Origin of the sequence: Pseudomonas sp. MF6394 (assembly GCF_002018845.1) — a bacterium.
Classification (GTDB): domain Bacteria; phylum Pseudomonadota; class Gammaproteobacteria; order Pseudomonadales; family Pseudomonadaceae; genus Aquipseudomonas; species Aquipseudomonas lactis.
This window is the reverse complement of the sequence record NZ_MVOJ01000006.1, coordinates 146,558-168,641: the sequence shown is the minus strand read 5'-3', so window position 1 is coordinate 168,641 and position 22,084 is coordinate 146,558. Positions and strand designations below refer to the sequence as shown.

Below are 22,084 nucleotides of genomic sequence, written 5' to 3'. Positions count from 1 at the left end.
TCCTTGATGGTTGATCACCTGATTGCATTTGCCACTGCCCACTACCTGCTTGTGGGCGCCTTCGTCATCCTGCTGGCGCTGCTGATCGCTCATGAACTGAGCCGCGGTGGTCGCAGCCTGAGCACGTCGGAGCTGACCGCGCTGGTCAACAAGGATGAGGCTGTCGTCGTCGATATTCGCCCGGCCAAGGATTATGCCGCCGGCCATATCGTGGGCGCCCTGAACATTCCCCAGGACAAGCTGATGGCGCGCCTGGGCGAACTGGAAAAGCACAAGGCCAAGACCATCATCCTGGTCGATGCCCAGGGCCAGCACTCCGGCACCCACGCCCGCGAGATGCTCAAGACCGGCTTCACCGCCGCCAAGCTGTCCGGTGGTATCAGCAGCTGGCGTGGCGATAACCTGCCGTTGGTGAAGTGATATGAGCCAGGTTGTCGTGTATTCCAGCGATTATTGCCCTTACTGCATGCGGGCCAAGGCCTTGCTTGAGAAAAAGGGCATTGCCTTCGAAGAGATCAAGGTCGATGGCAAGCCCCAGGTGCGCGCCGAAATGGCCCAGAAGGCTGGCCGCACGTCGGTCCCGCAGATCTGGATCGGCACCCGGCACATCGGTGGTTGCGACGACCTGTTTGCCCTGGAGCGCGCCGGTAAACTTGATGCGCTGCTGTCCGTCTGACTCCTAAACCCTTAAGAACCCAAGATAAAGAAGGATCTGCGATGACTGATCAACAGAACACCGAAGCAGCAGAAGCTCAAGGCCCACAGTTCTCGCTGCAGCGGATCTATGTGCGTGACCTGTCGTTCGAAGCGCCAAAAAGCCCGGCCATCTTCCGTCAGGAATGGACCCCAAGCGTTGCGCTGGACCTGAACACTCGTCAGAAATCCCTGGAAGGTGACTTCCACGAAGTGGTGCTGACCCTGTCGGTCACCGTCAAGAATGGTGAAGAAGTTGCTTTCATCGCTGAAGTGCAACAGGCCGGTATCTTCCTGATCCAGGGCCTGGACGAAGCGTCCATGAGCCACACCCTGGGCGCGTTCTGCCCGAACATCCTGTTCCCGTACGCCCGTGAGACCCTGGACAGCCTGGTCACCCGTGGCTCGTTCCCGGCACTGATGCTGGCGCCGGTGAACTTCGATGCCCTGTATGCCCAAGAGCTGCAGCGCATGCAACAAGAAGGCGCGCCGACCGTTCAGTAATTTGCTGAGCGGCGCCGTTCTAAAATGTGGGAGCGGGCTTGTGTGGGAGCTGGCTTGCCTGCGATAGCATCACTGCGGTGTGACTGACACACCGAGGTGCCTGCATCGCGGGCAAGCCAGCTCCCACACAAGCCCGCTCCCACATTTGTTATGTGGTGTTACTTGAAGCCCAGTTGGCGCCAGCCTTCATAGACGGCGACGGCCACGGTGTTGGACAGGTTCAGGCTGCGGCAGCCTTCACGCATCGGCAAGCGCAGGCGATGGCCATCGGGTAATGCGTCAAGCACCTCGGCCGGCAGGCCGCGGCTCTCGGGGCCGAACAGGAACGCGTCGCCCTCGGCAAAGCTGGCATCGTGAAACGGGCGCGAACCCTTGGTGGTGAACGCGAACAAGCGCGGATGGCCCAGGCTTTCCAGGCAACTGGCCAGGTCGGCGTGACGCTTGAGGGTGGCGTACTCGTGGTAGTCCAGCCCAGCCCGGCGCAGGCGCTTGTCGTCCATGTCAAAGCCTAGAGGCTCGATCAAATGCAGGTGGCAGCCACTGTTGGCGCACAGCCTGATAACGTTGCCGGTATTCGGCGGAATTTCTGGTTGAAAAAGGATGACGTGAAACATGCACGGCTCCGAAGGCAAAGATGCGCTGCATTCTACCCCCGAAGACGACCCGAGACCGAAGCTATTGCCGAGGGTGTTGGGCTCATTGGCAATTGTCGGCTTGATGATTGGCTTGATGATCGGCCGCTTGACTACCCCCGAGCCGCTTGAGCTGCAACAGGTAGAACCTGCGGCGGATGGTTTGGTGGTGTGGTTCAACAACGAACCCAAGCTGCACGGCGAGCATATCGACGGCACCGTGGCGTTGCTGTTTGACGCCCAGGGCAAGGCTGCCAGCGGGCAGCTCAAGGTCAATGACAAGGATGTGAATTGGCGCATACGCAAGACCGATGCTGGCTTGCTGCTGAACCTGGTAGCGGCCCGGCCGTTGCGTGGGGCGTGGAGCGATGCAGAGGTCGATGGCCGCTGGCGGCTGGAGATCCATCTCCAAGAGCAATAAAAGAGGGAGTTCCCGGCCTGCCTGTACCAGGGCTCCCAAAACGGGGTGAAGCCTGAGGCTTCGGTGTTAAAGAGGGGATTCTCGGCCTGCCTGTACCAAGGTCCCCGAAACTGGGTAGTACTGGGGTTATTGCAGGGGGCGTGCCAAAACTTGCAATTGCTGCTTGAAAAAAATGCCAAAAAGCGCAAAGCCCCGGAATACGGGGCTTTGGTTGTTTCTACGGTTATGAACTTCGCAGCGAAAGCGCTCTGTGAGGTTTCGGGTCTGTGCTCAATGGCGGTTCATCGTGCATTGAAGCGGTGCACAACCCCGAGCTTTATGAAGATCCAAATGTGGGAGCGGGCTTGCTCGCGAAGGCGGTAGGCCAGCCAATACATCCGGCGACTGACACACTGCATTCGCGAGCAAGCCCGCTCCCACATTGGATCTTCAGTGGGTTTGGGAAATGTGATCAGGCCTCATCACCCTCATCATCATCCCCACCATCCACCTTCATCCCCAGTTCCTTGATCTTGCGCGTCAGGGTATTGCGACCCCAACCCAGCAGCACGGCGGCATCGCGGCGGCGGCCGGCGGTGTGCTTCAACGCAGTCTCGATCATGATCCGCTCGAACGCCGGCACGGCGCTGTCCAGCAGGTTCGACTGGCCGCGTGCCAGGGCCTGGTCGGCCCATTGGCGCAGCGCCTGTTCCCAGTTGGTCACGGGGGCCGAGTCTTGCGGCAGGCTCAGCAGCTCCGGCGGCAGGTCGCTGATGTGCACTTCGCGCCCGGACGCCATCACGGTGATCCAGCGGCAGGTGTTCTCCAGCTGGCGCACGTTGCCGGGCCACGGCAGGTTCTTGAGGTATTCCTCGGTCTCGCTTTTGAGCAGCTTGGGCTCTACGGCCAGCTCCAGGGCGGCGCGGCTGAGGAAGTGGCGGGCGAGGGTGGGGATGTCTTCGCGACGGTCCGACATGCGCGGGATGTGGATGCGGATCACGTTGAGGCGGTGGAACAAGTCCTCACGGAATTTACCCGCATGCACCAGTGTTTCCAGGTTCTGGTGGGTGGCCGCGATAATGCGCACATCCACCTTGACCGGTGTATGCCCGCCCACACGGTAGAACTCGCCGTCAGCCAGCACGCGCAGCAAGCGAGTCTGGGTATCGGCCGGCATGTCGCCGATCTCATCGAGGAACAGCGTGCCGCCGTCCGCCTGTTCAAAGCGTCCGCGACGCAGGTTGGCTGCCCCAGTGAACGCGCCTTTTTCATGGCCGAACAGCTCGGACTCCCTTAAATCCTTGGGAATCGCCGCCATGTTCAGCGCGATGAACGGCGAGGCCGCCCGTGGGCTGTGGCGGTGCAGGGCGTGGGCCACCAGTTCTTTACCGGTCCCCGATTCGCCGTTGATCAGTACGGTGATGTTGGAGTGGCTCAAGCGCCCGATGGCGCGAAACACTTCCTGCATCGCCGGCGCTTCCCCGATGATTTCCGGGGTGCGGGTCAGGGTCGGCGGGGCTTCCTGGTTCTGTTGTTCCTGGGCGTGCTGGTTGGCGCGCTTGACCAGCGCCACCGCCTCATCCACGTCGAATGGCTTGGGCAGGTATTCAAAGGCGCCGCCCTGGTAGGACGCGACAGCGCTGTCCAGGTCCGAGTGGGCGGTCATGATGATCACCGGCAAACGCGGATGCTGCTCGCGAATGCGCGCCAGCAAGTCCAGGCCACTGGCCCCAGGCATGCGAATGTCGGAAATGATCACGTCCGGCTGCTGGCGTGCCAGGCGACTCATCACCCCATCGGCGCTGTCGAAGCTCTGGGTGGTCATGCCTTCTTGTTGCAAGGCTTTTTCGAGGACCCAGCGGATAGAACGGTCGTCGTCGACGATCCAGACAGTTTCACTACGGCTCATGTCGTGGGGGCTCCTTGTTCCAATGGCAGGAAGATCGAGAACGTGGTGTGGCCAGGGTGGCTCTCACATTCGATCAGGCCCTGGTGCTGGCTGATGATGTTCTGGGTAATGGCCAGGCCCAGCCCGGTACCGTCCGGGCGGCCGCTGACCATGGGAAAGAAGATGGTTTCCTGCAGCTCCGCAGGAATGCCGGGGCCGTTGTCGATGATCTCGACCTTGGTCACCAGGCGATGGCGCACATGGCCGATGGTGAACTGGCGCAGTGCGCGGGTGCGCAGGCTGATGCGGCCCAGGCGCAGCTCGTTCTGGCTGCTGATAGCCTGCATGGCGTTGCGCACGATATTGAGTACCGCCTGGATCATCTGCTCGCGGTCGATCAACACGTCGGGAATGCTTGGGTCGTAGTCGCGCACCAAGGTGATGCAGCCCTGGCTTTCGGCCTCGACCAGTTGGCAGACGCGCTCCAGCACCTCATGCACGTTGGTCATCGCCAGGGACGGCAGCTTGTTGGAGCCCAGCATGCGGTCCACCAGGTTACGCAGGCGGTCGGCTTCTTCGATGATGACGTTGGTGTAGTCCTTGAGGTGCTCGTCCGGCAGCTCGCGGGACAACAACTGTGCCGCGCCGCGAATACCGCCCAGCGGGTTCTTGATCTCATGGGCGAGGCCGCGCACCAGCATCTTGCTGGTTTCCTGCTTGGATAGCTGCGCTTCCTCCTTGGTGATGCGCAGCAGGCGGTCGCGGGGGTGGACTTCGAGCAGCAGCAGGGTCGCGCCATTGCTCAAGATCGGGGTCACGGCGTAGTCGACGGTCAGCGTCTGCCCGGTGAGCGCGGTGAGCATCGCTTCGCGCTTGGTGAACGGGTGTGCCTGCTCCACGGCCTGGCGCAGCGAACTCAAGGCTTCAGCCGACTCGGTGAACAATTCGCTGATGAACTGCCCATGGCTGCGCTGGCCGCTGATGGCCAGGAGCATCTCCGCCGCCGGGTTCATGTACTCAAGGCGCAGGTCGGCATTGAGCAGGATGGTCGCGGTGGTCAGGTTGTCGAGTAACAAACGGTGCAGTGCATCGCTGATGGTCATCGGGACCTCTTTTGGAGCAAGGCGCGGGCTTGAGGCACACGCTGATACAAGGAAAATGCAAAAACCAAACCAAGGCTCCGAAAAGAAGCGCTAATCCCCTGAAATAAGGGGTTCAGGCGCGAAACTGTGGCGTTCTGCCAGCCTCAACGGGAAGTTTCGAACCAAAATGGGCTGGGCAATTGAGAAGGGTGCAGGCTATCGCACCAATATAGTGCGATTTTGTGAAGGTTGTTCAGCAACTGAAGATTTAAGGCAAATCGCAGTCAGTGTGGGAGCTGGCTTGCCTGCGATAGCTGTGGTGCATTCAACATCGTTATCGCATGCAAGCCAGCTCCCACATTTTTAATTGGATTTGCAGTCCTTTTAACCTTTATAGACGCAAAGCTCGGCGGTGGCGCGGATCATCGCCAGTTGGCGCAGCGGATCGTTCAACGGTTCATGCACGGCCTCGGCCAGCCATTGGGGGCATTTGGGGTCGGTGCGCAGGGGCGTGAAGTCGGCCAACTGCAGCAGCAGCCTTTTTTGCAGCTCGTCCAATCGCGGGCGGATCTGCTGGACCAAGTCCGGGCGTGGGTCGTCGGGCGCCTTGCCCTGGAACGGCCAATCGGACAGGTGGGTGTATTGCACCAGTTTGTTGGCTTCGATCTGCGCGGCGAAGAACTGCTCGGCAGCGGCCGGGTCCAGCTTGTAGCTCGGCGCCTGGGCAGTAACGCTGGCGATCACCTCTTGTTCGCGCTTCTTGTCCTCCACGGGCTTGTGGCTGTCCCACTTGCTCAGTGCTACCTGGTCGGCAATTTCCAGGCGTTCGGCGATGCTGTTGAGCAAGGGTTCGAGCGTAGGCGGCGCTGCGTTTGCTGTGGCACTGGCCAATAGCAGGGCAAATACGAGTCGATGTTTCAAGGGCGATCCTCTGTAGGAGCGAGCTTGCTCGCGAAGGTCGCTAACGATAACGCGTCAATGTTGAAAAGAATGCGGTGTCTTGGCGTTTTTCGCGAGCAAGCTCGCTCCTACAGGAAAGGGGAATAATAATTTCAGGCAAAAAAAAGACCTCCCGAAGGAGGCCTTTTTCATCACGCTGCCTCAAGCAGCGCTACCGGATCAGCAGCTGTAGTACAGCTCGTATTCCAGTGGGTGTACGAAGGTGCGTACTTTGATTTCTTCTTCGCTTTTCAGGGCGATGTAAGCGTCGATGAAGTCGTCGCTGAAAACGCCGCCTTTGGTCAGGAACGCACGGCCCTTGTCCAGCTCTTCCAGGGCTTCTTTCAGGCTGCCGCACACTTGTGGGATCTCTTTGGCCTCTTCAGGCGGCAGGTCGTACAAGTTTTTGTCGGCGGCGTCGCCAGGGTGGATCTTGTTCTGGATACCGTCCAGGCCGGCCATCATCAGGGCGGCGAAGGCCAGGTAAGGGTTGGCAGCCGGGTCCGGGAAACGCGCTTCGATACGACGGCCTTTAGGGCTGTTGACGTAAGGAATACGGATCGAAGCGGAGCGGTTGCGTGCCGAGTAGGCCAGCATCACCGGCGCTTCAAAACCTGGGACCAGACGCTTGTAGGAGTTGGTCGACGGGTTGGTGAAGCCGTTCAGGGCCTTACCGTGCTTGATGATGCCGCCGATGAAGTACAGGGCGGTATCGGACAGGCCGGCATAGCCTTCGCCAGCGAAGGTGTTCTTGCCGTCTTTGGAAATCGATACGTGAACGTGCATGCCCGAGCCGTTATCGCCGTACAGCGGCTTAGGCATGAAGGTAGCGGTGCGGCCGTAGGCATCGGCAACGTTGTGCACGCAGTATTTCAGAGTTTGAACTTCGTCAGCCTTCTTCACCAGCGTGTTGAATTTCACGCCGATTTCGTTCTGGCCGGCAGTCGCCACTTCGTGGTGGTGAACTTCAACGGTCTGGCCCATTTCTTCCAGTGCGTTGCACATGGAGGTACGGATTTCGTGGTCGAAGTCGAACGGTGGTACTGGGAAGTAGCCGCCTTTCACGCCTGGACGGTGGCCTTTGTTGCCGCCTTCCACGTCCTGGTCGGACATCCACGAGCCTTGCTCGGAGAAAATCTTGAACATGGAGCCGGAGATGTCGGATTTGAACTTCACCGAGTCGAAGATGAAGAACTCTGGCTCAGGGCCGAAGAAAGCGGTGTCGCCGATACCGGTGGACTTCAGGTATTCCTCGGCACGGTGGGCGATGGCGCGTGGGTCGCGGTCATAGCCTTGCATGGTCGAAGGCTCGATGATGTCGCACACCAGGATCAGGGTTGGCTCTTCGGTGAACGGGTCGAGTACGGCGGTGCTGTCGTCTGGCAGCAGGATCATGTCGGAGGCTTCGATGCCTTTCCAGCCGGCGATGGAGGAACCGTCGAACATCTTGCCGACTTCGAAGAAGTCATCTTCCAGCGCATCGCGAGCCGGCATGGTCACGTGGTGCTGAGTGCCTTTTGTGTCCGTGAAGCGCAGATCAATCCATTTAACGTCATGATCTTTGATGAGTTGAACCGACTTCGACATGGTGTCCTCCGGGTGGCTTCGGGCTTGGGGTAGTGGAGTTAGCCCTTAGAATTTGGGTGATGCCGGCGCGGATACTCCGCCAAGGCAACCTGCCTCACAAGAGAGCAAATTGCATGCCAGTGCGCCAACATGGCCGTTTTGCCTCAAAATGGCCCCTATAACGGTGCAATCGGCAAAAACGGCATAAATCGCGCACTGCAATGTAGCGTTTATTTGGGTAAATGACCCGTTTTGGTGCATTGCGTAGGCAATGCATATTAACTGGTTAAACCTTGAGCGATTTCCGCTATAATCCGCGCCCCCCTTTTTCAGCAGGCCCGGCGCGCGCTGTTTCCATGAAATTAATCGTTAAAGTCTTCCCCGAGATCACCATCAAAAGCCGACCGGTACGGACGCGTTTCATCCGTCAGTTGGCCAAGAACATCCGTGCCGTGCTCCGTGACCTGGACCCGGCTGTGGTGGTGAACGGCGTGTGGGACAACCTCGAGCTGGAAACCCGCATTACCGACGCCAAAGCCTTGAAGGACATGACCGAGCGCCTGAGCTGCATGCCGGGCATCGCGCATTTCCTGCAGGTGGATGAGTACCCACTGGGCGACTTCGACGACATCACCGAAAAGTGCAAGCAGCATTACGGCAGTGCGCTTGAAGGCAAGATTTTTTCGGTGCGTTGCAAGCGTGCCGGCAAGCACCCGTTCAGCTCCATGGACGTCGAAAAATACGTCGGCAGCAAGCTGCGTCGCGAGTGCGGTGCCGCTGGAATTTCCTTGAAAGCGCCACAAATTGAAGTGCGCATGGAAATTCGCGACCAACGGTTGTTTGTGATCCACAGCCAGCACAACAGCATCGGCGGCTACCCGCTGGGCGCCCTGGAACAGACCCTGGTATTGATGTCCGGCGGTTTCGATTCCACGGTGGCGGCCTACCAGATCATGCGTCGCGGCCTGATGAGCCACTTCTGCTTCTTCAACCTGGGCGGGCGTGCACATGAATTGGGCGTGATGGAAGTCGCGCACTTTATCTGGAAGAAATACGGCAGCTCCCAACGCGTGCTATTTGTAAGCGTACCGTTCGAGGAAGTGCTGGGCGAAATTCTCGGCAAAGTCGATAACAGTCATATGGGCGTAGTATTGAAGCGTATGATGTTGCGCGCTGCGTCCCGAATCGCCGATCAATTGCAGATTGACGCCCTGGTGACCGGCGAAGCGATTTCCCAGGTTTCCAGCCAGACGCTGCCTAACCTGTCGATCATTGACTGCGTGACCGAGAAGCTGGTGCTGCGCCCGCTGATCGCCAGCCACAAGCAGGACATCATCGACTTGGCAGAGCAAATCGGCACCGCCGACTTTGCCAAGCATATGCCTGAATACTGCGGGGTCATTTCGGTGAACCCCAAGACCCACGCCAAGCGTCACCGCGTGGAGCATGAAGAAAAAGAATTCGACATGGCGATTCTGGAGCGTGCGCTCGAGAACGCCAAGCTGGTCCCAATCGATCGGGTAATCGACGAGTTGGGCCAGGATGTAAAAATCGAAGAAGTCAGCGAAGCCCTGGCCGGCCAGATCGTCATCGACATCCGTCACCCGGATGCCGCTGAAGACGAGCCGCTTGAAATCGCTGGCATCGACGTGCAAACGCTGCCGTTCTACGCACTGAACGCGCGTTTCAAGGAACTGGATAACAGCCGTCAGTACCTGTTGTATTGCGACAAAGGCGTGATGAGTCGCCTGCATGCCCACCATTTGCTCAGTGAGGGGCATGCCAATGTGCGCGTTTATCGACCGAGCTAAGAGCCCGGGGCTGTTTGCCTGTGGCCTGCGTCACCGGCCCCCCGACTCTGCCGTCAAGCTGTAACGGCAAGGCCTGACTCTACTGTTAATCGCTGCCACGACCTGTCAGCACACCGAATCCTCTGATCGAGATACACAAGTGATCGAAAATCTACGTAACATCGCCATCATTGCTCACGTTGACCATGGTAAAACCACCCTGGTAGACAAACTCCTGCGTCAATCCGGCACCCTGGAGCGCAACGAGCTCAACGACGAGCGCGTGATGGACTCCAACGACCAGGAAAAAGAGCGCGGTATTACCATCCTGGCAAAAAACACCGCTATCAACTGGAACGGCTACCACATCAACATCGTGGATACCCCGGGCCACGCCGACTTCGGCGGCGAAGTAGAACGCGTAATGTCGATGGTTGACTCCGTTCTGCTGCTGGTTGACGCTCAAGACGGCCCTATGCCGCAAACCCGTTTCGTGACCAAGAAGGCTTTCGAAGCCGGCCTGCGTCCGATCGTGTGCATCAACAAGGTTGACCGTCCAGGCGCGCGTCCGGACTGGGTTCTGGACCAGATCTTCGACTTGTTCGACAACCTGGGTGCTACCGAAGAACAGCTGGACTTCCAAGTCATCTACGCCTCCGCCCTGAACGGTATTGCTGGTCTTGACCACACCGACATGGCTGAAGACATGACTCCGCTGTACCAGTCGATCGTCGACAACGTACCAGCACCGAAAGTTGACCGTGAAGGCCCGTTCCAGATGCAAATCTCGGCACTGGACTACAACAGCTTCCTGGGTGTTATCGGCGTTGGCCGTATCGCTCGTGGTAGCGTCAAGCCGAACACCCCGGTTGTCGCTATCGGCGCTGACGGCAAGAAGCGTAACGGTCGTATCCTGAAGCTGATGGGTCACCACGGTCTGCACCGTGTAGACGTTGAAGAAGCTTTCGCTGGCGACATCGTATGCGTGAGCGGTATGGACTCGCTGTTCATCTCCGACACCCTGTGCCAGCCGGACAACGTCGAGGCGATGAAGCCTCTGACCGTTGACGAGCCAACCGTTTCCATGACCTTCCAGGTAAACGACTCGCCTTTCTGCGGTAAAGAAGGCAAGTTCGTGACCTCCCGTAACATCAAGGAACGTCTGGACAAAGAGCTGCTGTACAACGTTGCTCTGCGCGTTGAAGAAGGCGACTCGGCTGACAAGTTCAAGGTCTCCGGCCGTGGTGAGCTGCACCTCTCTGTACTGATCGAAACCATGCGTCGCGAAGGCTTCGAAATGGGTGTTGGTCGTCCGGAAGTGATCATCCGTCAGGTTGAAGGCGTGAAGCAGGAACCGTTCGAAAACGTCACCATCGACACCCCTGAAGAATCCCAGGGCAAGGTCATGGAAGAGATGGGCCTGCGTAAGGGCGACCTGACCAACATGGTGCCGGATGGCAAAGGCCGTGTTCGTCTGGAGTACAACATCCCTGCTCGTGGTCTGATCGGTTTCCGTAACCAGTTCCTGACCCTGACCAACGGTGCTGGCATCCTGACCTCGATCTTCGATCGCTACGACACCATGAAGTCCGGCGACATGTCCGGCCGTCAGAACGGTGTTCTGGTATCGGTAGAAACCGGCAAGGCGCTGACCTACTCCCTGGAAACTCTCCAGGCACGTGGCAAGCTGTTCGTTGAACACGGTCAAGAGATCTACAACGGCCAGATCGTTGGTCTGAACAGCCGTGACAACGACATGGGCGTCAACCCAACCAAAGGCAAGAAGCTCGACAACATGCGTGCTTCGGGCAAAGACGAAACCATCGCTCTGGTTCCACCTGTTCGCTTCACCCTGGAACAGGCCCTGGAATTCATCCAGGACGACGAGCTGTGCGAAGTCACGCCTAAGTCGATCCGCCTGCGTAAGAAGATCCTGGACGAAGGCGAGCGTACCCGCGCTGCCAAGAAAGCCAAGAACTGAGTTAACTCAGGCTGAATGAAAAACGCCCCCGGTCGAAAGGCCGGGGGCGTTTTTTTATGCCCGCAGGTTTTGTGGTGACTGTGCCGGCCTCATCGCGGGCAAGCCCGGCTCCCACATTTTGGATCTGTGAATACATTCAAATGTGGGAGCTGGCTTGCCTGCGATGAGGCCCTTGAGGGCACTACAAAATCCGGATCAGAACTTGTCGAGGGTCTTGAAGTTGGTCTCGCGCACCACTTCCTTGGGCTTATACGCGCAATACCCCGGCCGTGGCCCGATTTTCGGGTGGTTGCGGCAGGTATCCGGGCGCTTGTCATAAATAGTGCAAAAGCGCGTCTTACGATCCAGGTACAGGCAGTCGTTGTTGCTCATGCGCTGCAGGGTGAAAATTTCGGACTTGTTGTTGTACCGCTCGACGATGCCTTCTTTCTGCAAACGCTTGGCGATGTTCTTGGGCGGATCGCCGCGCTCGAACTCATCGACGATGCCAATGCGGATCAGGTCCTTGATCTTCACCTCCACCGGCAGCGTGCAGCAGCTGGACACGCAGCCGCCGCACATATGGGCGGAGTATTTCTGCCAGGTCTCTAGACGGTCGAGTTCCGCGGCGGCGATCAGTTGAGGCTTCATCAAGGTTCCAAGGTGGGGCGTTATCCGGGCGCGCGATCATACCGGGATTGGTGGTTTTTTGAACAATATTTTGCAGGTTTCAGCTCAAAGGTTTGGCCAGGGCCTGATCGGGCACGACCCCTGCATCAAATTCAGCCACAGGCCAATGAGTTAAAAAACTGCCGAACCAGCGCGTCTACCGTCTGTCAGACCGACTAGGCTCTAGCAACTCCTTCAATCTCGCCCGAGGTCGCACCGATGTCTCAGGAACCGCTTGCACGAGAAGCAGAGGTAGCCGCATTCCGCGATGCTGTCTTGACCAAACTCACCTACGCGGTGGGCAAGGACCCGGATCACGCCTTCGACCATGACTGGTTCGAAGCCATTGCCCTGGCCGCCCGCGACCAGATGGTCGACCACTGGATGGACCACACGCGGCGTATTTATCGCAAAGGCCAGAAGCGCGTTTATTACCTTTCGCTGGAATTTCTCATTGGCCGTCTGCTGTACGACAGCCTGAGCAACCTGGGCGTGTTGGAGATCGCCCGTGAAGCGCTGTCGGAGCTGGGCGTGGATCTGGAGCGCATTCGCCTGCTGGAGCCCGACGCGGCGCTTGGCAACGGTGGCCTGGGCCGTCTGGCGGCGTGCTTTATGGAAAGCATGTCGACGCTAGGCGTTGCCGGCCACGGTTACGGCATTCGTTATGAACACGGCTTGTTCCGCCAAGCGATTGTCGACGGTTGGCAGCAGGAACAGACCGAGCGCTGGCTGGATTTCGGTAACCCTTGGGAATTCGAACGCGCCGAGGTGATTTACCCGATTGGCTTTGGCGGCAGCGTCGAAACCGTGGCGGACGCCTCCGGCAAGATGATCCAGGTGTGGTCGCCCAACGAAACCGTGCGCGCCGTGGCCTATGACACGCCGGTCGTCGGCTGGCGCGGCGCCAGCGTCAACACCCTGCGCCTTTGGCGTGCGCGCGCCGTAGAAGACCTGCACCTGGAGCGCTTCAACGCCGGTGACCATTTGGGCGCCGTCGCCGAAGTGGCCCGCGCCGAAAGCATCTCCCGAGTGCTTTACCCGGCCGACAGCACCGAAGCAGGGCAAGAACTTCGCCTGCGCCAAGAGTACTTCTTCGTCTCCGCCTCGCTGCAGGATTTGCTGCGCCGCCACAAGAACATGCACGGTTCGGTACTCAGCCTGGGCGAGCACGCCGCCATCCAGCTCAACGACACCCACCCGTCCATCGCCGTGGCCGAGTTGATGCGCCAGTTGGTCGACCTGCATGACATTCCCTGGGAAGCCGCCTGGGATGTCACCGTCGAGACCCTTTCGTACACCAACCACACCCTGCTGCCCGAGGCGCTGGAAACCTGGCCGGTAGGTTTGATGGAGCGCATGCTGCCGCGGCACATGCAGATCATCTACCTGATCAACGCCCAGCACATTGACTCGCTGCGTGCCAAAGGCATCCATGACTTTGATGTGTTGCGCGCGGTGTCGCTGATCGAAGAAGACAACGGCCGCCGCGTGCGCATGGGCAACCTGGCGTTCCTGGGTTCCCATAGCGTCAACGGCGTGTCCGGTTTGCATACCCAGTTGATGCGCAGCACGGTGTTCTCCGAACTGCACAAGCTCTACCCCGAACGCATCAATAACAAAACCAACGGCATTACCTTCCGTCGCTGGCTGTACCAGGCCAATCCAAAGCTGACCGATATGTTGGTGGAAGCGCTGGGCCCGGACATTCTCGATCAGCCCGAACAGCGCCTGATCGAGTTGGAACCCTTTGCCGAGAAACCGGCCTTTCGCAAAGCATTTGCTGAGCAGCGCCTGCACAGCAAGCGCGCCCTGGCGCAGATCATCCATGAGCGCCTGGGCATTGCGATCAACCCGGCCGCGATGTTCGATGTGCAGGTCAAGCGTATTCACGAGTACAAGCGCCAACTGCTCAACCTGTTGCACACCGTGGCGCTGTACCAGGCGATCCGTGCCGAGCCGGGCATCGACTGGGTGCCTCGGGTCAAGATCTTTGCCGGCAAGGCGGCGGCCAGCTACCACCAGGCCAAGCTGATCATCAAGCTGACCAACGACATCGCCCGCACCGTCAACAACGACCCGACCGTGCGCGGTTTGCTCAAGGTGGTGTTCCTGCCCAACTACAACGTCAGCCTGGCGGAAAGCATCATTCCGGCAGCGGATTTGTCGGAGCAGATTTCCACCGCCGGCTTCGAAGCGTCGGGCACCAGCAACATGAAGTTCGGCCTCAACGGTGCGCTGACCATCGGCACCATGGACGGCGCCAATGTGGAGATGCACGAGCGGGTCGGCGCCGAGCACATGTTTATCTTCGGTCTCAGTGCCCAGCAGGTGGAAGCTCGCAAGCATGCCGGCGAGTTCAGCGCCGGGCCGGACATCGCCGCGTCCCATCGTTTGAACGACGTGCTGCAAGCTATCCGTGGCGGGGTGTTTTCGCCGGATGACCCGGGGCGTTATGTGGGCCTGATCGATGGGCTGATCGACTACGACCGCTTCCTGGTGTGTGCCGACTTTGACGCCTACTGGGACGCCCAGGCACGGGTCGAGGCGCATTGGCATGACTCCAAGGCGTGGTGGCGCTCGGCGGTGCTCAACACGGCGCGCATGGGTTGGTTCAGCTCTGACCGCACCATCCGCGAGTACGCCACCGAGATCTGGAAAGCCCTCGACTGACCCCTGATGCCACTGTAGGAGCGAGCTTGCTCGCGAAGAACGTCAACGATAACGCGTGCTTGCTGAATGAACGCGGCGCGTGTGAGTTTTTCGCGAGCAAGCTCGCTCCTACAGAGGGCTATTGCGTTGGGTCGTGAACTCTATTGGCGTTAAATCCTCTGATTAGAGGAAATCAGCCCCGACTCGCGCTAAACTGCGCGGGTTTTTAGCCCCCCATTCTCCGGAGCCGTCCATGTCCCGCGTTACCTTGAGTCGCTATTTGATCGAGCAGACCCGCAGCAACAACACGCCTGCCGATCTGCGCTTCCTTATCGAAGTGGTGGCGCGTGCTTGCAAGGAAATCAGCCACGCCGTTTCCAAAGGCGCACTGGGCGGTGTCCTGGGCAGCATGGGCACTGAAAACGTGCAGGGCGAAGTGCAGAAGAAGCTGGACGTGCTGTCCAACGAAATCCTGCTCGAAGCCAACGAATGGGGCGGCCACCTGGCTGGCATGGCGTCTGAAGAAATGGACAATGCCTACCAGATCCCAGGTAAATACCCGAAGGGCGCATACCTCTTGGTATTCGACCCACTGGACGGTTCGTCCAACATCGACATCAACGCACCGGTCGGCACCATCTTCTCGGTACTGCGTTGCCCCAACGAATACCTGAGCCAGAACGAAGCCCTGAACGAAAAGGCCTTCCTGCAGCCAGGCACTGAGCAAGTGGCTGCCGGCTACGCGATCTACGGCCCACAGACCATGCTGGTGCTGACCCTGGGTGATGGCGTCAAAGGCTTCACCCTGGACCGTGAAATGGGCAGCTTCGTACTCACCCACGAAGACATTTCGATTCCTGCTTCTACCCAGGAATTTGCCATCAACATGTCCAACCAGCGCCACTGGGAAGAACCGGTGAAGCGCTACGTCAACGAGCTGATGGAAGGCGAAGAAGGCCCGTTGAAGAAGAATTTCAACATGCGCTGGGTAGCCGCGATGGTTGCCGACGTGCACCGCATCCTGACCCGTGGTGGCCTGTTCATGTACCCACGCGACAGCCGCGAGCCGTCCAAGCCGGGCAAACTGCGCCTGATGTACGAAGCCAACCCGATGTCGTTTTTGGTTGAACAGGCAGGCGGTGCGTCTACCGACGGCCACCAGCGCATCCTCGACATCCAGCCAGAAGGCCTGCACCAGCGTGTGGCGGTGTTCCTGGGTTCGAAGGAAGAAGTTGAGCGCGTGACGGCCTATCACAAGTAGGAGCGAGCTTGCTCGCGAAAAGCTGACAGGCAACGCGGGCATCCAGACAGCCCGCGTCATCATTAATGTTCTTCGCGAGCAAGCTCGCTCCTACCCTGGGCCCCGAAACGTTTCAGCGTTTTCGGGGCTTTTTTGTTTTCGCTCGTCGGGAACCAGACACCCCTTTTCCCTTCTAAGCTTCTGGCAGATACCCCAGCTGCTTTGTCTCTCCAGGAGCTTTTCCATGTCTATACGCCGTCTCGCCCTGCTGGCTTTTTGCGTGCTCTTAGCCGCTTGCAGCAAGGTCACCCAAGAAAACTACCAAAAGCTCTCAGCCGGCATGGCCAAGGCCGAGGTGGAGTCGTTGCTGGGCAAGCCAACCGATTGTTCCGGCGCACTGGGCATGTCCAGCTGCACCTGGGGCGATAAAAGCAGCTTTATCAGCGTGCAGTACGCCGGTGACAAAGTTCTGATGTTTTCCGGGCAAGGCCTGAAGTAAACCGGGGCGCGAGCCTGCGGGAGAAGAAGAATGATGCGTTTTGTTTTGTTCCTTTGCGCCAGCCTGTTTTTGGCGGGCTGTGCCAGCCATTCTGGCGATGATCTGCAACCCAAGACGGCGAGCAACGTCAACCTCAAGCGTTACCAGGGCACCTGGTATGAGTTGGCCCGGTTGCCGATGTACTTTCAGCGCAACTGTGCGCAATCCGAAGCCCGCTATACCTTGCTGCCTGATGGTGACATGTCGGTGTTCAACCGCTGCCTGACGCCTGAGTGGAAGTGGCAAGAGGCCAAAGGCACGGCGACGCCGCAGGTACCAGGCAAGACCGACAAGCTGTGGGTGGAATTCAATAACTGGTTTACGTCACTGTTGCCGGGCGTTGCCAAGGGCGACTACTGGGTGCTGTACGTCAGCGATGACTACAAGACCGCCATCGTCGGCAGCCCGAGCCGGCGCTATATGTGGATCCTGTCGCGCACGCTGACGGTGAGTGCCGAGACCCGCGAAGACTTGCTGAGCAGGGCGCGACAGCAAGGGTATGACACCACGCGATTGATCTGGCGTACCTCGGACAAGCAGATGGCAAAGTCCTCTCAGTAATGCTGAGTATCCTCAATCCAATGTGGGAGCTGGCTTGCCTGCGATAGCATCAACCCGGTGTAACTGATGCACCGAGTTGTCTGTATCGCAGGCAAGCCAGCTCCCACAGTTGTTATGGATTGGCCGTTAGTTCAGCAAGTCCTTCAGGACCTGGGTGAATGCCTGGCGGCTGTCTTCTTCGCCAGCATGATGCCCATCTCGCACCACCCACTTGCCATTGACCAGTACATCGCGCACTTGCCGATCACCGCCGGCAAATAGCCAGCGGTTGAGAATCCCATCCTCACTGGCCGTCGCCAGGTACGGATCGCTACCGTCCAGCACAATCCAATCCGCACGCTTACCCACTTGCAGTCGACCAATCGGCTGGCCCAGCGCTTGTGCGCCACCGTCCAGCGCAGCATCGAACAGCGTGCGACCCACCATCGGTTGATCACTGCGGTACAGCCGATTACGCCGCTGATCACGCAGTCGCTGGCCGTATTCCAGCCAACGCAATTCTTCCACCACGCTCAGTGATACATGGCTATCGGAGCCGATACCCATGCGCCCACCTTGGGCGAGGAAGTCCACCGCCGGAAAAATCCCATCGCCCAGGTTGGCTTCGGTGGTCAGGCACAAACCGGCAATCGCTCGGCTGTTGGCCATGCGGGTGACTTCATCGGCATCGGCGTGGGTGGCATGCACCAGGCACCAGCGCTCATCCACCTCGACATTGTCATACAGCCATTGCAACGGGCGCTTGCCGCTCCAGGCCAGGCAGTCGTCGACTTCTTTTTGCTGTTCAGCGATGTGGATATGCACCGGGCAGGCCTTGTCACTGGCGGCCAGCACGGTGTGGATTTGTTCGGGGGTGACGGCGCGCAGGGAATGGAAGCACAGGCCCAGTTGCTGCGCTGGTTGTGCCGCCAGAATGGGCTGCAAGCGGGCTTGCAGGTCCAGGTAGTGTTCTGTGCTGTTGATAAACCGTCGTTGGCCTTCATTTGGCGCCTGGCCACCAAAGCCTGCGTGGGTGTAGAGCACCGGCAGCAAGGTCAGGCCGATCCCGCTGCTGGCGGCCGCCTGGCTGATCTGGCGGGACAGTTCCGTACGGTCGGCATAGGGCTGGCCGCTGAGATCGTGATGCACATAATGAAACTCGGCCACTGAGGTGTAGCCGGCCTTGAGCATTTCGATATACAGCTGGCGCGCGATGACCTGTAACTGCTCGGGGTTGATCTTGCCGACCATGCGGTACATCAAATCGCGCCAAGTCCAAAAGCTGTCATTGGGGTTGCCAGCCACTTCGGCCAAGCCCGCCATGGCGCGCTGGAAGGCATGGGAGTGCAGGTTCGGCATGCCCGCCAACACCGGGCCCCTGAGCCGTTCGGCGCCTTCTGCACTGGCATTGGGCTCAACCTTTGTCAGCAGGCCATCGGCGCTGACTTCAAGACGTACATCATTGGCCCATCCATTAGGCAGCAGTGCGCGTTCGGCAAAGAAAGCGGACATGATCAAGGCACCCCGGTCGTGTGTTTATTTGTATATACATATACAGACGTTTGCCTGCTCGGTAAACTCCGGCAATCTATGCATCTTTTTCCCCCGCAAGGATTCCCTGTGCCGACTCCGCCCGCCAACTCTTCGCTGGCTGCCCACATGGACGAAAGTCCGGCGCCCTTGTATGCCCGCGTCAAACAGATGATCAGCCAGCAGATCCTCAACGGCAACTGGCCGCCCCATTACCGCGTGCCGTCGGAAAGCGAGCTGGTCAGCCAGTTGGGCTTCAGCCGCATGACCATCAACCGCGCCCTGCGCGAGCTGACCGCTGAAGGTTTGCTGGTGCGCATGCAAGGCGTCGGTACGTTCGTGGCTGAGCCTAAAAGCCAGTCAGCCCTGTTTGAAGTGCACAACATCGCCGATGAAATCGCCTCCCGCGGGCATCGGCACACCTGCCAGGTGATCACCCTGGGCGAAGAGGCCGCCGGCTCCGAGCGCGCCGTCGCCTTGGAAATGCGCGAAGGCGGGCGGGTGTTCCACTCGTTGATCGTGCATTACGAGAACGACATTCCCGTGCAAATCGAAGACCGTTTCGTCAACGCCCTGGTCGCGCCGCAATACCTGCAGCAGGACTTCACCCAGCAAACCCCGTATGCCTATTTGAACCTGGTCGCGCCGTTGACTGAGGGCGAGCATGTGGTTGAGGCGATCCTCGCCGATGCCGCCGAGTGCAAGTTGTTGCAGATCGAGCCGAGCGAGCCGTGCCTGTTGATTCGCCGACGCACCTGGTCGGGTCGCCAGCCGGTGACTGCGGCGCGGTTGATCCACCCCGGTTCCCGTCACAGCCTCGAAGGACGCTTCAGTAAATGAGTAAGATCAACGTCTGGCGTGCCGCCGACTACGTGCGCATGCCGTGGAAGAACGGCGGCGGCAGTACCGAAGAAATCAGTCGCGACGCCGGCACCGGCCTGGAGGGCTTTGGCTGGCGTTTGTCGATTGCCGATATCGCCGAGTCGGGTGGGTTTTCCAGCTTTGCCGGTTACCAGCGCGTGATCACGGTGATCAAGGGCGCGGGCATGGTGTTGACCGTAGACGGCGAGGAACAGCGCGGGTTGTTACCGTTGCAGCCGTTCGCGTTCCTGGGTGAAAGCCAGGTTTCGTGCCGCTTGATCACCGGGCCGATCCGCGACTTCAACCTGATCTACTCGCCACAGCGTTACCATGCACGCTTGCAGTGGGTGGATGGTGTGCAGCAGTTTTTCAGCTCCGCGCAGACGGTGCTGGTGTTCAGCGTGGCGGACGAAGTGAAGGTGCTGGGCGAGAAGCTCGGCCACCATGACTGCCTCCAAGTGGACGGTAACACGGGCCTGCTGGATATCTCTGTCACTGGCCGCTGCTGCATCATCGAACTGACCGCGCGCGGTTAAAAACTGTGGGAGCAGGCAAGCCAGCTCCCACATTTGTTTGTGCGCTGTTCCCAAGACCGCGCACCAATTTGTTACCGAACGCCCCAGCGTGACGCAAAGCCACGCTGTCGTGACAAATCCTCTCTGCTGTAAAACGCCTCCGTAAGAAATTTCATCAAGCCGCCAAGCCTTGATTATCAAGGCGTGTGCGCACCTGCGAAAAAAATCTGCAGGGCTCATTTCAAAAGTTGGCCGCTCGATTGCATATGCTTGTACATACAAGTAAAGATGTGTGCGTAAGACCTCGCACCATCCATGTCCGCGCATCGTTCGCCGAGGAGTCCTAGCTGTGACCAAGCCTACAAAATACCGTGACGTCGAAATCCGCGCCGCCCGCGGTAACAAGCTCACCGCCAAAAGCTGGCTGACCGAAGCGCCGCTGCGCATGCTGATGAACAACCTCGACCCCCAAGTGGCCGAGAACCCCAAGGAACTGGTGGTGTACGGCGGTATCGGCCGTGCGGCGCGTAACTGGGAGTGCTACGACCAGATCGTCGAGAGCCTCACCAATCTTAACGACGACGAAACCCTGCTGGTGCAATCCGGTAAGCCGGTCGGCGTGTTCAAGACCCACAGCAACGCCCCGCGCGTGCTGATCGCCAACTCCAACCTGGTGCCGCACTGGGCCAGCTGGGAGCATTTCAACGAACTGGATGCCAAGGGCCTGGCCATGTACGGCCAGATGACCGCCGGCAGTTGGATCTACATCGGCAGCCAAGGCATCGTTCAAGGCACCTACGAAACCTTCGTCGAAGCCGGCCGCCAGCACTACAACAGCGACTTGACCGGCCGTTGGGTGCTCACCGCCGGCCTCGGCGGCATGGGCGGCGCGCAGCCATTGGCCGCGACCCTGGCCGGCGCCTGCTCGCTGAATATCGAGTGCCAGCAAGTCAGCATCGACTTCCGCCTGAACAGCCGTTACGTCGACGAGCAGGCCACCGACCTCGACGACGCCCTGGCGCGCATCGCCAAATACACCAAGGAAGGCAAGGCCATCTCCATCGCGCTGCTGGGCAACGCCGCAGAGATCCTGCCAGAACTGGTCAAGCGTGGCGTGCGCCCGGACATGGTCACCGACCAGACCAGCGCCCACGACCCACTCAATGGTTACCTGCCGGCCGGTTGGACCTGGGACGAATACCGCGCCCGCGCCAAGACCGAGCCAGCCGCCGTGATCAAGGCTGCCAAGCAGTCGATGGCCGTACACGTTAAAGCCATGCTGGAATTCCAGAAGCAAGGCATCCCGACCTTCGACTACGGCAACAACATCCGCCAGATGGCCCAGGAAGAGGGCGTGGAAAATGCGTTCGACTTCCCAGGTTTCGTACCGGCCTACATCCGCCCACTGTTCTGCCGTGGCATCGGCCCGTTCCGCTGGGCGGCGCTGTCCGGTGACCCACAAGACATCTACAAGACCGACGCCAAAGTCAAAGAACTGATCCCGGACGACGCCCACCTGCACAACTGGCTGGACATGGCCCGCGAGCGCATCAGCTTCCAGGGCCTGCCGGCACGTATCTGCTGGGTCGGCCTGGGCCAGCGTGCCAAGTTGGGCCTGGCGTTCAACGAAATGGTGCGCAGCGGCGAGCTGTCCGCGCCGGTCGTGATCGGCCGTGACCACCTGGACTCCGGCTCGGTCGCCAGCCCGAACCGCGAAACCGAAGCCATGCAGGACGGCTCCGACGCTGTGTCCGACTGGCCACTGCTCAACGCCTTGCTCAACACCGCGAGCGGCGCCACCTGGGTCTCGCTGCACCACGGTGGTGGTGTGGGCATGGGCTTCTCCCAGCACTCGGGGATGGTGATTGTCTGCGACGGTACTGACGAAGCGGCCGAGCGGATTGCCCGCGTGCTGCACAACGACCCGGCGACCGGGGTGATGCGCCATGCCGATGCGGGTTATCAGATTGCTATCGACTGCGCCAAGGAGCAGGGCCTGAACCTGCCGATGATCAACGGCTGACGCACCCACTGTAGGAGCGAGCTTGCTCGCGAAGGTATTCCAGGCGCCTCGCTGCGTTGAATGTA

At 59.5% G+C, this 22,084-nt stretch carries 20 protein-coding genes; 13 read left to right on the top strand and 7 right to left on the bottom strand.

Annotated features, from left to right (window positions below; all coding sequences use genetic code 11):
- Positions 1-6: 6 nt before the first annotated feature.
- The 3 genes from MF6394_RS09190 to secB are packed head-to-tail and all read left to right on the top strand — an operon-like array spanning position 7 to position 1,197.
- Positions 7-420: a rhodanese-like domain-containing protein gene (locus tag MF6394_RS09190; protein WP_032894019.1), complete on the top strand. Its 414-nt coding sequence runs from the start codon at positions 7-9 to the stop codon at positions 418-420.
- A gap of 1 nt (position 421) precedes the next feature.
- Positions 422-676 carry a glutaredoxin 3 gene (gene grxC, locus MF6394_RS09185; protein WP_078466540.1) on the top strand — a complete coding sequence of 85 codons (255 nt, stop codon included), beginning with the start codon at positions 422-424 and terminating at the stop codon, positions 674-676.
- Between the two features lie 41 nt (positions 677-717).
- On the top strand, positions 718-1,197 hold the full coding sequence (secB, locus tag MF6394_RS09180) for a protein-export chaperone SecB (RefSeq protein ID WP_032894017.1): 480 nt from the start codon (positions 718-720) through the stop codon (positions 1,195-1,197).
- A 158-nt stretch (positions 1,198-1,355) separates the two neighbouring features.
- Here secB and MF6394_RS09175 read toward each other — a convergent pair whose 3' ends face one another.
- Positions 1,356-1,811, bottom strand: a complete 456-nt coding sequence (locus tag MF6394_RS09175) for a tRNA (cytidine(34)-2'-O)-methyltransferase (RefSeq protein WP_003171120.1) — start codon at positions 1,809-1,811, stop codon at positions 1,356-1,358.
- Here MF6394_RS09175 and MF6394_RS09170 point away from each other — a divergent pair.
- Positions 1,810-2,250, top strand: a complete 441-nt coding sequence (locus MF6394_RS09170; protein WP_069556699.1) for a hypothetical protein — start codon at positions 1,810-1,812, stop codon at positions 2,248-2,250. The two genes, MF6394_RS09175 and MF6394_RS09170, sit on opposite strands and share 2 nt — an antisense overlap.
- Before the next feature lie 451 nt (positions 2,251-2,701).
- Here the strand turns inward: MF6394_RS09170 and ntrC are convergent, their stop codons facing one another.
- From ntrC to glnA, 4 genes are all read right to left on the bottom strand, one after another.
- Positions 2,702-4,138, bottom strand: a complete 1,437-nt coding sequence (gene ntrC, locus MF6394_RS09160) for a nitrogen regulation protein NR(I) (protein WP_078466538.1) — start codon at positions 4,136-4,138, stop codon at positions 2,702-2,704.
- Positions 4,135-5,220, bottom strand: a complete 1,086-nt coding sequence (gene glnL, locus MF6394_RS09155; protein ID WP_014716523.1) for a nitrogen regulation protein NR(II) — start codon at positions 5,218-5,220, stop codon at positions 4,135-4,137. Before glnL ends, ntrC begins: the two co-directional genes overlap by 4 nt.
- A 363-nt stretch (positions 5,221-5,583) precedes the next feature.
- Positions 5,584-6,120: a chorismate mutase gene (locus MF6394_RS09150; RefSeq protein WP_078466537.1), complete on the bottom strand. Its 537-nt coding sequence runs from the start codon at positions 6,118-6,120 to the stop codon at positions 5,584-5,586.
- A gap of 198 nt (positions 6,121-6,318) precedes the next feature.
- Positions 6,319-7,725 carry a type I glutamate--ammonia ligase gene (gene glnA / locus MF6394_RS09145; RefSeq protein WP_003187811.1) on the bottom strand — a complete coding sequence of 469 codons (1,407 nt, stop codon included), beginning with the start codon at positions 7,723-7,725 and terminating at the stop codon, positions 6,319-6,321.
- Positions 7,726-8,060: 335 nt separating this feature from the next.
- Between glnA and thiI the strand changes: the two genes are divergently transcribed.
- Both thiI and typA read left to right on the top strand, forming a co-directional pair.
- Positions 8,061-9,515, top strand: coding sequence for a tRNA uracil 4-sulfurtransferase ThiI (thiI, locus tag MF6394_RS09135; protein WP_032894010.1), 1,455 nt, complete (start codon positions 8,061-8,063; stop codon positions 9,513-9,515).
- Between the two features lie 139 nt (positions 9,516-9,654).
- Positions 9,655-11,475, top strand: coding sequence for a translational GTPase TypA (typA, locus tag MF6394_RS09130; protein ID WP_078466536.1), 1,821 nt, complete (start codon positions 9,655-9,657; stop codon positions 11,473-11,475).
- A 195-nt stretch (positions 11,476-11,670) separates the two neighbouring features.
- Here the strand turns inward: typA and MF6394_RS09125 are convergent, their stop codons facing one another.
- A complete protein-coding gene (locus MF6394_RS09125) occupies positions 11,671-12,105 on the bottom strand; it encodes a YkgJ family cysteine cluster protein (RefSeq protein ID WP_003187815.1) in 435 nt (144 codons plus the stop codon).
- A gap of 237 nt (positions 12,106-12,342) precedes the next feature.
- Here MF6394_RS09125 and MF6394_RS09120 point away from each other — a divergent pair, with 237 nt between their 5' ends.
- The 4 genes from MF6394_RS09120 (at position 12,343) to MF6394_RS09105 (ending at position 17,111) form a co-directional block, all read left to right on the top strand.
- The gene (locus MF6394_RS09120; RefSeq protein ID WP_044270658.1) at positions 12,343-14,793 is read left to right on the top strand and encodes a glycogen/starch/alpha-glucan phosphorylase; all 2,451 of its coding nucleotides are present in this window, start codon (positions 12,343-12,345) and stop codon (positions 14,791-14,793) included.
- 232 nt (positions 14,794-15,025) lie between these two features.
- Positions 15,026-16,033, top strand: a complete 1,008-nt coding sequence (locus MF6394_RS09115; protein ID WP_032894007.1) for a class 1 fructose-bisphosphatase — start codon at positions 15,026-15,028, stop codon at positions 16,031-16,033.
- Between the two features lie 223 nt (positions 16,034-16,256).
- Positions 16,257-16,511, top strand: coding sequence for a lipoprotein (locus MF6394_RS09110; RefSeq protein ID WP_044270662.1), 255 nt, complete (start codon positions 16,257-16,259; stop codon positions 16,509-16,511).
- A 30-nt stretch (positions 16,512-16,541) separates the two neighbouring features.
- The gene (locus MF6394_RS09105) at positions 16,542-17,111 is read left to right on the top strand and encodes a lipocalin family protein (RefSeq protein WP_078466535.1); all 570 of its coding nucleotides are present in this window, start codon (positions 16,542-16,544) and stop codon (positions 17,109-17,111) included.
- Between the two features lie 126 nt (positions 17,112-17,237).
- On the opposite strand, the gene MF6394_RS09100 is transcribed toward MF6394_RS09105, so the two are convergent.
- Positions 17,238-18,602, bottom strand: a complete 1,365-nt coding sequence (locus MF6394_RS09100) for a formimidoylglutamate deiminase (protein ID WP_078466534.1) — start codon at positions 18,600-18,602, stop codon at positions 17,238-17,240.
- Positions 18,603-18,749: 147 nt separating this feature from the next.
- Here MF6394_RS09100 and hutC point away from each other — a divergent pair, with 147 nt between their 5' ends.
- From hutC to hutU, 3 genes are all read left to right on the top strand, one after another.
- Positions 18,750-19,460 (top strand): histidine utilization repressor, encoded by a 711-nt coding sequence (hutC, locus tag MF6394_RS09095; RefSeq protein ID WP_238597283.1) that lies wholly within the window; start codon positions 18,750-18,752, stop codon positions 19,458-19,460.
- Positions 19,457-20,017: a HutD/Ves family protein gene (locus tag MF6394_RS09090; protein ID WP_044270667.1), complete on the top strand. Its 561-nt coding sequence runs from the start codon at positions 19,457-19,459 to the stop codon at positions 20,015-20,017. The genes hutC and MF6394_RS09090 overlap by 4 nt, the downstream gene beginning before the upstream one ends.
- A 328-nt stretch (positions 20,018-20,345) precedes the next feature.
- Positions 20,346-22,019, top strand: coding sequence for a urocanate hydratase (gene hutU, locus MF6394_RS09085; RefSeq protein WP_078466532.1), 1,674 nt, complete (start codon positions 20,346-20,348; stop codon positions 22,017-22,019).
- Positions 22,020-22,084: the final 65 nt, after the last annotated feature.

Excerpts from the sequence above, each read along its gene's own strand:
- glnA (WP_003187811.1), bottom strand. The coding sequence starts at position 7,725 with ATGTCGAAGTCGGTTCAACTCATCAAAGATCATGACGTTAAATGGATT.
- MF6394_RS09125 (WP_003187815.1), bottom strand. The coding sequence starts at position 12,105 with ATGAAGCCTCAACTGATCGCCGCCGCGGAACTCGACCGTCTAGAGACC.
- thiI (WP_032894010.1), top strand. The coding sequence starts at position 8,061 with ATGAAATTAATCGTTAAAGTCTTCCCCGAGATCACCATCAAAAGCCGA.
- MF6394_RS09190 (WP_032894019.1), top strand. The coding sequence starts at position 7 with ATGGTTGATCACCTGATTGCATTTGCCACTGCCCACTACCTGCTTGTG.
- grxC (WP_078466540.1), top strand. The coding sequence starts at position 422 with ATGAGCCAGGTTGTCGTGTATTCCAGCGATTATTGCCCTTACTGCATG.
- MF6394_RS09170 (WP_069556699.1), top strand. The coding sequence starts at position 1,810 with ATGCACGGCTCCGAAGGCAAAGATGCGCTGCATTCTACCCCCGAAGAC.
- MF6394_RS09100 (WP_078466534.1), bottom strand. The coding sequence starts at position 18,602 with ATGTCCGCTTTCTTTGCCGAACGCGCACTGCTGCCTAATGGATGGGCC.
- MF6394_RS09090 (WP_044270667.1), top strand. The coding sequence starts at position 19,457 with ATGAGTAAGATCAACGTCTGGCGTGCCGCCGACTACGTGCGCATGCCG.
- hutC (WP_238597283.1), top strand. The coding sequence starts at position 18,750 with ATGGACGAAAGTCCGGCGCCCTTGTATGCCCGCGTCAAACAGATGATC.
- MF6394_RS09110 (WP_044270662.1), top strand. The coding sequence starts at position 16,257 with ATGTCTATACGCCGTCTCGCCCTGCTGGCTTTTTGCGTGCTCTTAGCC.
- ntrC (WP_078466538.1), bottom strand. The coding sequence starts at position 4,138 with ATGAGCCGTAGTGAAACTGTCTGGATCGTCGACGACGACCGTTCTATC.
- MF6394_RS09175 (WP_003171120.1), bottom strand. The coding sequence starts at position 1,811 with ATGTTTCACGTCATCCTTTTTCAACCAGAAATTCCGCCGAATACCGGC.
- MF6394_RS09105 (WP_078466535.1), top strand. The coding sequence starts at position 16,542 with ATGATGCGTTTTGTTTTGTTCCTTTGCGCCAGCCTGTTTTTGGCGGGC.
- secB (WP_032894017.1), top strand. The coding sequence starts at position 718 with ATGACTGATCAACAGAACACCGAAGCAGCAGAAGCTCAAGGCCCACAG.
- glnL (WP_014716523.1), bottom strand. The coding sequence starts at position 5,220 with ATGACCATCAGCGATGCACTGCACCGTTTGTTACTCGACAACCTGACC.
- MF6394_RS09120 (WP_044270658.1), top strand. The coding sequence starts at position 12,343 with ATGTCTCAGGAACCGCTTGCACGAGAAGCAGAGGTAGCCGCATTCCGC.
- MF6394_RS09115 (WP_032894007.1), top strand. The coding sequence starts at position 15,026 with ATGTCCCGCGTTACCTTGAGTCGCTATTTGATCGAGCAGACCCGCAGC.